The organism is Streptomyces sp. NPDC127068 (assembly GCF_042724695.1).
GTDB lineage: Bacteria > Actinomycetota > Actinomycetes > Streptomycetales > Streptomycetaceae > Streptomyces.
The window spans coordinates 154,909-166,930 of record NZ_JBHXEN010000010.1; the positions used below are offsets into that span (position 1 = coordinate 154,909).

Genomic DNA, 12,022 nt, shown 5'->3' on the forward strand with positions numbered 1-12,022 from the left:
AGGGGCCCTGTCACACCATGAGCAGTAACTCGACGACGAACACCTCGACCATCGGGGCCATCGGCGCGCCCAGCCGCCGCAACACCGAACTGGGCATGCTGGTCTTCGCGGTGGTCATCCCGGTGTTCGCCTACATCAACGTGGGTCTGGCCATCGACGGCGAGATCCCGACCGGCGTGCTCGGCTACGGCATCGGCCTCGGGCTGCTCGCCGCGGTGGGCCACCTGGTGGTGCGGAAGTTCGCCGCCTACGCCGACCCGCTGCTGCTACCGCTCGCGACGCTGCTCAACGGACTCGGGCTCGTGGTGATCTGGCGGCTCGACCAGTCACCACGGCTGCACGCGCTGGCGGAGGGCCGCGGGCAGGAGTTCGTCGCGGCGGCCCCGCGGCAGCTGCTGTACTCCGCGATCGGCATCGCGCTGTTCGTCGGCGTGCTGCTGCTGCTGAAGGACCACCGCATCCTCCAGCGGTACACGTACATCTCGATGGCCGCGGCGCTGGTGCTGCTGCTGCTGCCGCTGGTGCCGGGGCTCGGCCGGGACGTGTTCGGCGCGAAGATCTGGATCAGCGTCGCCGGATTCTCCATCCAGCCGGGCGAGTTCGCGAAGATCGTGATCGCGGTGTTCTTCTCCGGCTACCTCATGGTGAAACGCGATGCGCTGGCCCTCGCCAGCCGCCGGTTCATGGGGCTCTACCTGCCGCGCGGCCGGGACCTGGGCCCCATCCTCACCATCTGGGCCGTCAGCCTGCTCGTCCTGATCTTCGAGAACGACCTCGGTACCTCGCTGCTGTTCTTCGGCATGTTCGTGATCATGCTGTACGTGGCCACCGAGCGGACCAGCTGGATCGTGATCGGCCTCGGCATGTCGGCCGCGGGCGCGGTCGGCGTCGCCTCCTTCGCGGGCCACGTCCAGTCCCGGGTGGACGCCTGGCTGGACCCCTTCGGCTGTTACGACGACTCCGGCGCCTGTACCCAGATCGCCCAGTCGGTCATGTCGTTCGGCTCCGGCGGGGTGCTCGGCACCGGACTCGGCCAGGGCAACTCGGACCTGATCGGCTTCGCGGCCAACTCCGACTTCATCTTCGCCACCTTCGGCGAGGAGCTCGGGCTCGCGGGCGCCATGGCGATCCTGCTGCTCTACGGGCTGATCATCGAGCGGGGGCTGCGCACCGCGCTCGCCGCGCGCGACCCGTTCGGCAAGCTGCTCGCCGTCGGCCTGTCCGGCGCCTTCGCCCTCCAGGTCTTCGTCGTCGCGGGCGGCGTGATGGGGCTCATCCCGCTGACCGGCATGACGATGCCGTTCGTCGCCAACGGCGGATCGTCCGTGATCGCCAACTGGGCGCTGATCGGCATCCTCATCCGGATCAGCGACACCGCCCGCCGACCCGCACCGATGCCCGCTTCGAACCCCGACGCCGAGATGACCCAGGTGGTCCGCCCGTGAACAAGCCCGTGCGCCGAATCGCGATCTTCTGCGGCCTGCTGATCCTCACCCTGCTCATCCGCGACAACTGGCTCCAGTACGTCGAGGCGGGCGACCTCCAGGAGAACTCCAAGAACCGCCGGATCACCATCGAGCGGTACGCCCAGCCGCGGGGCGACATCATCGTGGACGGCAAGTCGATCACCGGTTCGGCGAAGACCAACGGCAGCGACTACGCCTACAAGCGCACCTACAAGAACGGCCCCATGTGGGCCCCGGTGACCGGGTACGCCTCGCAGGCGTTCGGAGCGAACCTGTTGGAGTCCGTCGAGGACGGCATCCTCACCGGCAACGACGACCGGCTGTTCTTCCGCCGCACCCTGGACATGATCACGGGTGAGAAGAAGGAGGGCGGCAATGTCGTGACCACCCTCAACGGCGCCGCCCAGAAGGCCGCGTTCGAGGGGCTCGGCAGCAAGAAGGGCGCGGTCGCCGCGATCGACCCGAGCACCGGGGCGATCCTGGCGCTGGCCTCGACGCCCTCGTACGACCCGTCGTCCTTCGCCGGGAACTCCACCAAGACGGACACCCCCGCCTGGCAGAAGCTCCAGAAGGCCAAGAACCCCGACGACCCGATGCTGAACCGGGCGCTGCGCGAGACCTACCCGCCCGGTTCGACGTTCAAGGTCGTCACCGCGGCGGCGGCGCTGGAGCACGGGCTGGTCGGCAACCCGGACGACAAGACCGAGACGCCGCTGCCCTGGGTCATGCCGAACACCCGGACCGAGCTGAAGAACGACGGCCCGCTGCCCTGCAAGAACGCCACGCTGCGCGAGGCGCTGCGGGTGTCCTGCAACACCGTCTTCGGCAAGGCCGGCGCCGACCTCGGCAAGGACAAGATGAAGGAGACGGCGGAGAAGTTCGGCTTCAACTCCGAGCAGTTCGTCCCCGTACGCTCCAGCGCCTCGGTGTGGCCGACGGAGATGGACGCCCCGCAGACCGCGCTCAGCTCGATCGGCCAGTTCGAGACCGCCACGACGCCGCTCCAGATGGCCATGGTGGCCGCCGCGGTCGCCAACGACGGCAAGCTGATGCAGCCGTACATGGTGGACTCGCTCCAGGCGCCGGACCTCAACGTCATCGAGAAGCACGAGCCGAACGAGATGAGCCGGCCGCTGTCCGAGGAGAACGCCCAGAAGCTCCAGTCCATGATGGAGACGGTCGTCGACAGCGGCACCGGCCGCAACGCGAAGATCAACGGCGTCAAGGTCGGCGGCAAGACGGGCACCGCCCAGCACGGCGTGGACAACAGCGAGAAGCCGTACGCCTGGTTCATCTCGTACGCCAAGACGGACTCCGGTTCCCCGGTCGCCGTCGCGGTGGTCGTGGAGGACAGCGACGCCAGCCGGGGCGACATCTCGGGCGGTGGCCTCGCCGCCCCCATCGCGAAGGCAGTGATGCAGGCGGTCGTCGACAGCAAGAAGTGACCCCGGACACGTTGCCGTCACATCGGTGCACGTTGCGGTACCGGTCCTGTATCGGGTGGGGTACGCGGCCGAGGCAGGTAGGACGATCCGGGTACGGTAAGCCTCGGACAGCACACCGCCGGACCGTACGCCGGTACGGTCGGGACCGACGGAGAGGGCTGGAATAGCTATGGAAGAGCCGCGTCGCCTCGGCGGCCGGTACGAGCTGGGCCAGGTGCTCGGCCGCGGTGGCATGGCCGAGGTGCACCTCGCGCACGACACCCGGCTCGGCCGCACCGTAGCCGTGAAGACGCTGCGGGCCGACCTGGCCCGCGATCCGTCGTTCCAGGCCCGGTTCCGCCGTGAGGCCCAGTCGGCCGCCTCGCTCAACCATCCGGCGATCGTCGCGGTCTACGACACCGGCGAGGACTACATCGACAACATCTCCATCCCGTACATCGTGATGGAGTACGTCGACGGCTCCACCCTGCGGGAGTTGCTGCACTCGGGCCGCAAGCTGCTGCCCGAGCGGTCCATGGAGATGACCATCGGCATCCTCCAGGCCCTGGAGTACTCGCACCGCAACCAGATCGTCCACCGCGACATCAAGCCCGCGAACGTCATGCTGACGCGCACCGGGCAGGTCAAGGTGATGGACTTCGGCATCGCCCGTGCGATGGGTGACGCCGGCATGACGATGACGCAGACCTCGGCCGTCATCGGCACCGCGCAGTACCTCTCCCCGGAGCAGGCCAAGGGCGAGACCGTCGACGCCCGCTCCGACCTGTACTCCACGGGCTGTCTGCTCTACGAGCTGCTGACCGTCCGTCCGCCGTTCATCGGGGACTCCCCGGTGGCGGTGGCGTACCAGCACGTGCGCGAGGAGGCCCAGCCGCCGAGCGTCTTCGACCCGGAGATCACGCCCGAGATGGACGCGATCGTCCTGAAGGCGCTGGTCAAGGACCCCGACTACCGCTACCAGTCGGCCGACGAGATGCGCGCCGACATCGAGGCGTGTCTGGACGGCCAGCCGGTCGCGGCGACCGCCGCCCTGGGCGCCGTCGGATACGGCGGCGGGTACGGGCCCGGTTACGGCGACGACCAGGCGACCACGGCCCTGCGCCCCCAGGACGGCGGCGCGGCGACCACGATGCTGCCCCCCGTCCACGCGGACGACCCCGGCTACGGCTACGACGAGCGCCCGGACCGCCGCCGGCAGAAGAAGGGCAACGGCTCCACGGTGCTGCTGGCCGTGGCGGGCGCCCTGGTGCTGGTCGGCGCGATCCTGATCGGCAAGTGGTTCACCAGCGGATCGGGCGACGAAGGCCCGGTCAAGGTGCCGAACTTCGTCGGACAGGAGCTGACGGACGCCGAGAAGATGGCGGACATCGGCCACGTCAAGCTGGCGGTGACCCGCAAGGCGTGCGAGGACCAGCCGCGCGACAGCGTCTGCGCCCAGGACCCGGCCACCGGTACCGAGGTCGACCGTGCGTCCACCGTCACGCTGACCGTCTCCACGGGCGCCCCCAAGGTCGCCGTGCCGAACGTCATCGGCGACGACCTGGACGCGGCGACCGACAAGCTCCAGGGCGACGACTACGAGTTCGACGTCGTCCCGAAGTTCAAGCAGTCCGAGGAGCCCGTCGGCACCGTCCTGGAGCAGGACCCGACCTCCGGCAAGGAGGTCGAGAAGGGCACCAAGATCACCCTGACCGTGGCCAAGGCCAAGGAGCGGGTGGCCGTGCCGGACCTCACCGGCCAGACCTGTGACGCGGCCAAGCAGCAGCTCCAGGACAGCGATCTGGTGGGCACCTGCACGGAGGTCGAGACGACGAACGGCGAGCCCGGCCAGGTCTTCAGCCAGTCCCCGACGGCCAACACGCCGGCCGCCCCGGGCTCCACGGTCACCCTCCAGATCGCCAAGGCTCCCCCGGAGGAAGAAGAGGAAGAGGAGGAGCCGCAGCAGGTGCAGGTGCCGAACCTGACCGGCAAGACCCTCGGCGAGGCGAAGCAGGAGCTGACGAACGCCAAGCTCCAGGTCGGCCAGATCGGCGGCGCGCAGGACGACAGCGCGATCGTGGTCTTCACCAACCCGCCCGCGGGCAGTCCGGTCGACGAGGGCACCCAGGTCCAGATCCAGACCGCCGCCGGCAACGCCAACGGCAACCCCGGCAACGGAGGCAACGGAAACGGGGGCAACGGAGGCGACGGCGACCAGGGCGACGCCGACGAGGCCGGCTTCTACGGCGGCATCATCGGCGGACGCCGGAACTGACGCCCCACCGGACGACGACCGTGGTCCCGGTCCCCGCTGCACGAGCGGGGACCGGGACCACGGTCGTACGGGGCCGGCAGGCGGGACGTCAGCGCAGCTCGGCGGGGGGAGTGCGCTCGGCGTCGACCTTCTCGGTCCGCTCCAGTTCGCCCCACACGACGTACCGGTACGTGGACGTGTACTTCGGGGTGCAGGTGGTGAGCGTGATGTACCGCCCGGCCTTCTTCGCGCCGGACTCCTCGGGGATCGGGTCGAGGACCTCCACGTTGTACTTCGAGGTCTGCGGCAGCGTCGCGTACACCCGGTAGACGTACCAGGTGTCCTTGGACTCGAAGACGATCGGGTCGCCCTTCTCGATCTTGTGGATGTCGTGGAACTTCGCCCCGTGGCCGTCGCGGTGCGCGGCGAGCGAGAAGTTGCCCTTCGGGTCCTGCGGCAGGGCCGACTTGACCGGCTTGGTGTAGTAACCCGCGACCCCGTCGTTGAGGAGGTCGGTCGCGGTGCCCTTCCTGATCAGTATTTCTTCCCGGCCGTTCATCGACGGCACGTGCAGGAAGCCGATGCCGTCCTTGGTGTCCAGGGCGCCGGGGCCGCCCGGGCGGTCGTCGGCCCAGGTGTCCCGGACCCGGTCGCCCTGCTTGTCGGCCTCCCGGTCGGCGACGACGTTGGTCCACCACAGCGAGTACGCCACGAAGAGGCCGAGCACCACGCCGGCGGTGATCAGGAGTTCACCGAAGACGCTGACGGCGAGGGCGAGCCTGCCGCGTCCGCGGCCCCGCGGCGCCGCGGCTGCTGGTTGCGCCCCGTCCTGCGCGGCGTCCCCCTCGGCGGGCCCGTGCGGTTCTGTCGTCGCTACCACTGCATCGAGCCCCGTCTGTCCGTCCGTTCGCCTCAGCTGACGAGCGCGTCCGGCTTCCCCTCCGAGCGCGGTCGTTCTTCAGCCATCTTGCCCCACACGATCATCCGGTACTTGCTGGTGAACTCGGGGGTGCACGTCGTCAGTGTGAGGTATCGGCCAGGAGCGGTGAAGCCCGACCCGGGCGGGATCGGTTCGAGGACGGCGACATTGCTCGGCGGGGTCTGCTGGAGGATGCTCGCCATCTCGTAGACGAAGTACGTGTCCTGCGTCTCGACCACGATCGGGTCACCGGGCTTCAACCGGTTGATGTAGCGGAACGGCTCGCCGTGGGTGTTGCGGTGACCGGCGACGGCGAAGTTGCCCGTCTTGTCCTCGGGCATCGCGGTCTTCAGACTGCCCTCGGCGTAGTGGCCGACCAGGCCCCGGTCGAGGACCTTCTTCTTGTCGATGCCCTCGGCGACGGGCACGACCACGTCGAGGGTGGGGATGTGCATGAGGGCGAAGCCCTGTCCGGGTTCGAAGGACCCCGGGGCCCGCTTGCCCTTGGCCCAGTCCTCCTGGATCTGGTTCGCCGCTCCGTCCGCCTGCGCCTGCGCCCGGATGTTGGTCCACCAGAGCTGGTAGGTGACGAACAGCAGCATGAGGAGGCCGACGGTGATGAAGATTTCGCCGAGGCCCCGGCTGACCAACACCCCGACCGTCGGTTTCCGCGCGCGGGCCGCACGGCGCGCCTCCACCCGGGACAGCGGCGCCTCGTCGTCGTGGTCCGCGGGGTCCTCGTGCTTCTCGTGGTCTGCGGGGTACCCGTCGAAGTCCCCGGAAGCCTCGCGGTCGTTGGCGCCGGCGTAGTGGTCGTACGCGTCGTCCGTGCCGCGGGGTCGACGGCCGGGGCGCGGGCCCTGGAGGACGTCAGACGGGCCGGTGAAGACCGCGGAGCCGTGCGGTGGCGTCCCCGTGGGTCCGGCGCCCGTCGCGGCCCCAGGGCGGGCCGTGGGGGCTGCGAAGCCCCGCCCGGGCCCGGGCGGTCCGTGGGTGCCGGCGGGCGGCGGGTACGGACGGGACGGGCCGCCGTGCGGTCCGGGGCGCTCCGGGGGCAGCGGACCGGGCCCCACGGTCGGGTACGCGTTCGCGGCGGGGGCTCGGTACGGGGCGCCCTGAGCGGCCGGAGGGTACGGCGTCTGCCGGGGCCGTCCGTCGGGCGGCGCGGTCGCGTACGACGGGCCCCCGGCGCCTGCGTACCCGGCCCCGCCCGGGCCGGAACCGTCCCCGTACCCGTATCCGTTCGGTCCGTACGGTCCGTTCGGTGCGGGGGGCTGCGGCTGGGGAGCGGCTCCGGTCGACCCGTGCCAGTTGCGGGCGTAGCCCTGCGGGTCGTACCACTCGCCGGGCATGCCCGGGGCCCCGGGTTGCCAGCCGGCGGGCGGGTCCTGGCCGGGCAGGGGATCGTTCAGCGGGTCGGCGAGCCCTTGCACGGCCCGCTCGAACCCGCCGGGCACCTCGTACGGCAGGTGCCCGTACGCGGGGTCCTGGTACGGAGCGGCGGGCCCGGGCGGCGGCGGGTTCCCCGGGTCTCCCGGTCCCGAGTCCCGCTCGGGCCGCACCGCTGTCACGCGGAGGCCCTGCCCACCACCGGGGCGAGCCCCACCGATCTGGCCACGGCATCGCCGTACCCGCACGCGACGAGCCAGTTGGCGAGCATCCGGTGCCCGTGTTCGGTGAGCACCGACTCGGGATGGAACTGCACGCCTTCGACGGGCAGTTCACGGTGGCGCAGCCCCATGATGATGCCGTCGTGGGTACGGGCCGTGACCTCCAGCTCGTCCGGCACGGTCGCGGGCTCGGCCGCGAGCGAGTGGTAGCGGGTCGCGGTGAACGGGGAGGGCAGTCCGGCGAAGACGCCCTGTCCGGCGTGCTCGACCAGCGAGGTCTTGCCGTGCAGCAGTTCGGGGGCGCGGTCCACGACGCCGCCGTAGGCCACCGCCATCGACTGCATGCCGAGGCAGACCCCGAAGACGGGCACTCCCGTGGCGGCACAGTGCCGGACCATGTCGATGCAGACGCCGGCCTGCTCGGGGGCTCCGGGGCCCGGTGACAGCAGGACGCCGTCGAAGCCGTCCTGGGCGTGCGAGGTGGAGACCTCGTCGTTGCGGAGCACCTCGCACTCGGCGCCGAGCTGGTAGAGGTACTGCACGAGGTTGAAGACGAAGCTGTCGTAGTTGTCGACTACAAGAATCCGCGCGCTCACTGGGTGGGGGCCCTTCCCTCGTCGACGGTCACGTCGTTGAAGGGGAGCAGGGGCTCGGCCCACGGAAACACGTACTGGAAGAGCGCGTAAACGACCGCGAGCACGAGGATGAGCGACAGGACCGCCTTCACCCATGCATTGCCCGGCAGATGCCGCCAGATCCAGCCGTACATGCCGTCCCTACTCGCCGTTGGTGTTCCTGTGCGTCCACCAGACTACGGGGGCGGGGCGCGAGATAGCGGGGGTTGGCGTGCAAACCCGCTCACGGGCCGGGCGTGCCCGCGGCCCCGGACGCGCCCGGCGTCACAAAGCGACCGGCTTGCCCTGTTCGGCCGGCCGGGAGTGCCGGGAATGTTCCACGTGAAACCGTGCGGTGGGACGTAGATCACGGTGGCCCGGCGGCCCGCGCGGGGCTACCGGACCACCGAACACCGGGCTATTCGACGGGGCGGGCCTGGTGCAGGTCCACGGGGCCGGTGTAGCCGGGAAGGGTCACCGTTCCCTCCTCGTCGACGTTCCAGCCCAGTCCGTAGGCGTTGACGTACAGCATGTAGTTCTGGATCGCGGGTGCGGCCGTGAGGGTCTTCTTCAGCCGGGCCGTGTCCCCGATCGCGGTGATCTTGTAGGGGGGCGAGTACACCCGGCCCTGGAGGATCAGGGTGTTGCCGACGCAGCGGACGGCACTGGTGGAGATCAGACGCTGGTCCATCACCCGGATGCCCTCGGCGCCGCCCTGCCACAGGGCGTTGACCACGGCCTGCAGGTCCTGCTGGTGGATCACCAGGTCATCGGGCTGCGGTTCGGGGTAGCCGGGGAGCTTGGGCGTCGCGTCGGGCGGAGCGTCGTTCAGCGTGACGGTCAGGGCCTCGCCGCGCAGTTCCCGGGTACCGGCCCGGTTCTCCAGCGCCTTCAGTCGGGCTTCCTCGGAGTCGGTGGCGCCGGGGTGCCCCTCTTCGGCGCGCGCCTTCACGTCCTCGCGGAGGAATCCGTTGTCCTCCTCCAGCTCACCGTTCTTGTGGCTGCGCTCCTTGATCAGGTCGGAGAGCTTGAGCAGGGAGGCGTCCGTGCGGAGGTTGGTGCCCTTGGCGGTGTGGAAGCTGGTCACGAAGAGCAGTCCGGCGAGTGCGAAGACGCCGGCGGTGAGTGCGCGCACCGGCCGCCAACGCTTCTTGCCAGCGGGGGTGGTGCGCACACCGGGGGAGTCGGCAGAATTGCTCAACGTACCCTTGCTCCTTACCGCGCCGAGGAAGCACTACGCTAACGGACGCCCGGGGGAACGATCCGTTTCCCCCAGCAGTTCGCTTGTACGCTGCCCCGGAGCCCGCCCCCACCGTCTCGCGCGGCCACGCAGCGCATCGACAGGAGAGCCCCTCGTGCCGAAGTCACGTATCCGCAAGAAGGCCGATTACACGCCGCCCACGGCGAAGCAGTCGACCGCGATCAAGCTGACCAACCGCAGCTGGGTCGCCCCGCTGATGCTGGCGATGTTCTTCGTCGGTCTCGCCTGGATCGTCGTCTTCTACCTCACGGACGGCAAGCTCCCGATCGACGCCCTGGACAACTGGAACATCGTGGTCGGCTTCGGCTTCATCGCCGCGGGCTTCGGTGTCTCCACCCAGTGGAAGTGACCCGCTCGTAGCAGGTTCCACGGGCTCAGCCCCCGGCCGGGCGAGGCACTCTCCTCCGGACCAGGGGGCCCTTCGTGCTGCTCGCAGGGCGGGTGGCCACCGCTGCACCCCGAGCCGAGGGTCGAGTTATCCACAGAGTTTTTCCACAGTGGGGAAAAGGTCAGACGATCTGTGGATAACCCCTTACGTGTTGACGCCGATGTGACTGACCTACCGGTATCCGAAAACACGTTCGCCCCTTGTGCTGGCTGGGGAAACCCAGGTCAGCGCAAGGGGCACAGACGTTCGCCCACAGCATGCACAAGATCCGCCACCCACTGTGGACAACCATCGCGGGTCCTCGTTCGTCGGGCCGCCTCAGACGAGTGAAGCGGTCCGCGCCACCACGGCGACCAGAACGACGAGGAACACTGCCGCACAGGTCCCCCACTGGACGAGGGCGCGCCGCTTCCCGCCGGTGTGCATCATCCCGTAGGCGATGGCCACACCCGCGATCAGACCACCGACATGGGCCTGCCAGGCGATGCCGGACATGGTGAAGGTGAAGATCAAGTTGATCGCCAGCAGGGCGATCACCGGGCGCATGTCGTAGTTGAGGCGCTTGACCAGGACGGCGGTTGCGCCGAACAGACCGTAGATCGCACCCGAAGCGCCCAGGGACGCGGAGGTCGGATCGACCAGCACATAGGTGAGCGCGCTGCCCGCAAGCCCCGAGACCAGGTACAGCGCGAGGTACCGCGCCCGACCGAAGGCCTCCTCCAGCGGACCGCCGAGCCACCACAGGCTGAACATGTTGAACGCGATGTGCCACACCTCCTGGTGCGCGAACATCGACGTCACCAGCCGGTACCACTGACCGTCCGCCACGCCCTCCACGGCGAAGTGCGGAGCGGGCCAGGCACCGATCAGGAAGAGATCACTGATCAGACGGTCATTGGTCTGGATGGCGATGAAGACGAGGACGTTGATCGCCAGGAGGATCTTCGTGACCAACCGGGGGTCCTGCGCCAAGGGAGCGCCCGTGAGGGTGCGGGGCTGGTTGGCGGTGGGGGCGTGCCCGGTACCGGAGCCGTCCCGCACGCACTCGGGGCACTGGAAACCCACCGAGGCACTGATCATGCATTCCGGACATATCGGCCGCTCACAGCGGGTGCAGCGAATACCGGTCTCCCGGTCCGGGTGCCGGTAGCACGTGGGCGGGCTCTGGGCGTCCCGCGAGCCCTGCGGTCCGTGCGGTCCGCCTGGCGCCTGGTCCATGAGGTCCCCTCAATCCAACTCGTCCGAAGGCGTACGCGGCCGCCACGGCCCGTGGACCACGGAAGGTCGTCCCTCGGGAAATCACTCGGTCAACGCACGGCCCCGCCCTCCATGACGGATGGGCGGGGCAGTTTGTTCCCCGGTCCGGCCACGCCCCAGTGACGAACAGGGCCCTGGCGGCACCGGGTCACCCGCAGTGGGTGTACCGGGTCAGCGCGTCTCGATGACGACCGACTCGATGACCACGTCCTTCACCGGACGGTCCGTGCGCGGGTTGGTCTGGGTGCCCGCGATGGCGTCCACGACCTTCTGGCTGGGAGCGTCCACGACCTCACCGAAGATCGTGTGCTTGCGGTTCAGCCAGGCGGTGGGCTCGACCGTCACGAAGAACTGCGAGCCGTTGGTGCCCGGGCCCGCGTTCGCCATGGCCAGCAGGTACGGACGGTCGAACTGGAGCTCCGGGTGGAACTCGTCCTTGAACTGGTAACCCGGGCCACCGGTGCCGTTGCCCAGCGGGTCGCCGCCCTGGATCATGAATCCGGGGATGACCCGGTGGAAGACCGTGCCATCGTAGAGGCGGTCGGTGGACCGCTTGCCGGTCTCGGGGTGGACCCATTCCCGCTTGCCCTCGGCAAGCTCGACGAAGTTCTTGACCGTTTCGGGCGCGTGGTTGGGCAGGAGCCGCACCACGATGTCGCCTTGGTTGGTCTTCAAAGTGGCGTAAAGCTGCTCGGCCACGATCTGCCTTCCGTTGTCTTCTCTGACGTATCGATCCTCGCACGAGCCGGAGCCTGGGGGGGGCCCCCCCGCGGGGCGCCGGGGGCCCCCCGGGGGTGTTAAAAAAAAACACGCCCCCACCAACAGGAAC

The 12,022-nt window shown here is 69.5% G+C and carries 11 protein-coding genes; 4 read left to right on the top strand and 7 right to left on the bottom strand.

The window, feature by feature from the left end; translation table 11 throughout:
- Nucleotides 1–17: 17 nt before the first annotated feature.
- From ACFWIA_RS09000 to pknB, 3 genes are all read left to right on the top strand, one after another.
- A complete protein-coding gene (locus ACFWIA_RS09000) occupies nt 18–1,445 on the top strand; it encodes an FtsW/RodA/SpoVE family cell cycle protein (RefSeq protein WP_385489210.1) in 1,428 nt (475 codons plus the stop codon).
- The gene (locus ACFWIA_RS09005) at nt 1,442–2,911 is read left to right on the top strand and encodes a peptidoglycan D,D-transpeptidase FtsI family protein (protein WP_387001893.1); all 1,470 of its coding nucleotides are present in this window, start codon (nt 1,442–1,444) and stop codon (nt 2,909–2,911) included. The genes ACFWIA_RS09000 and ACFWIA_RS09005 overlap by 4 nt, the downstream gene beginning before the upstream one ends.
- A 169-nt stretch (nt 2,912–3,080) precedes the next feature.
- Nucleotides 3,081–5,165 carry a Stk1 family PASTA domain-containing Ser/Thr kinase gene (gene pknB / locus ACFWIA_RS09010; RefSeq protein WP_387001895.1) on the top strand — a complete coding sequence of 695 codons (2,085 nt, stop codon included), beginning with the start codon at nt 3,081–3,083 and terminating at the stop codon, nt 5,163–5,165.
- A gap of 88 nt (nt 5,166–5,253) precedes the next feature.
- Here the strand turns inward: pknB and ACFWIA_RS09015 are convergent, their stop codons facing one another.
- The 5 genes from ACFWIA_RS09015 to ACFWIA_RS09035 all read right to left on the bottom strand — a co-directional run bounded on the left by ACFWIA_RS09015 (nt 5,254) and on the right by ACFWIA_RS09035 (nt 9,488).
- A complete protein-coding gene (locus ACFWIA_RS09015; protein ID WP_387001897.1) occupies nt 5,254–6,024 on the bottom strand; it encodes a class E sortase in 771 nt (256 codons plus the stop codon).
- A 32-nt stretch (nt 6,025–6,056) separates the two neighbouring features.
- Nucleotides 6,057–7,634: a class E sortase gene (locus ACFWIA_RS09020; RefSeq protein ID WP_387001899.1), complete on the bottom strand. Its 1,578-nt coding sequence runs from the start codon at nt 7,632–7,634 to the stop codon at nt 6,057–6,059.
- Nucleotides 7,631–8,269, bottom strand: coding sequence for an aminodeoxychorismate/anthranilate synthase component II (locus ACFWIA_RS09025; RefSeq protein ID WP_387001900.1), 639 nt, complete (start codon nt 8,267–8,269; stop codon nt 7,631–7,633). Before ACFWIA_RS09025 ends, ACFWIA_RS09020 begins: the two co-directional genes overlap by 4 nt.
- Nucleotides 8,266–8,442: a hypothetical protein gene (locus ACFWIA_RS09030; RefSeq protein WP_387001902.1), complete on the bottom strand. Its 177-nt coding sequence runs from the start codon at nt 8,440–8,442 to the stop codon at nt 8,266–8,268. Before ACFWIA_RS09030 ends, ACFWIA_RS09025 begins: the two co-directional genes overlap by 4 nt.
- 263 nt (nt 8,443–8,705) lie before the next feature.
- Nucleotides 8,706–9,488, bottom strand: coding sequence for a DUF881 domain-containing protein (locus tag ACFWIA_RS09035; RefSeq protein ID WP_387001903.1), 783 nt, complete (start codon nt 9,486–9,488; stop codon nt 8,706–8,708).
- A 154-nt stretch (nt 9,489–9,642) separates the two neighbouring features.
- On the opposite strand from ACFWIA_RS09035, the gene crgA reads away from it, so the two are divergent.
- Nucleotides 9,643–9,897, top strand: a complete 255-nt coding sequence (gene crgA / locus ACFWIA_RS09040) for a cell division protein CrgA (RefSeq protein ID WP_385489228.1) — start codon at nt 9,643–9,645, stop codon at nt 9,895–9,897.
- Nucleotides 9,898–10,254: 357 nt separating this feature from the next.
- On the opposite strand, the gene ACFWIA_RS09045 is transcribed toward crgA, so the two are convergent.
- Together ACFWIA_RS09045 and ACFWIA_RS09050 are read right to left on the bottom strand one after the other, a co-directional pair.
- Nucleotides 10,255–11,154 (bottom strand): rhomboid family intramembrane serine protease, encoded by a 900-nt coding sequence (locus tag ACFWIA_RS09045; RefSeq protein ID WP_387001905.1) that lies wholly within the window; start codon nt 11,152–11,154, stop codon nt 10,255–10,257.
- Between the two features lie 210 nt (nt 11,155–11,364).
- Nucleotides 11,365–11,892: a peptidylprolyl isomerase gene (locus tag ACFWIA_RS09050; protein WP_387001906.1), complete on the bottom strand. Its 528-nt coding sequence runs from the start codon at nt 11,890–11,892 to the stop codon at nt 11,365–11,367.
- Nucleotides 11,893–12,022 lie beyond the last annotated feature (130 nt).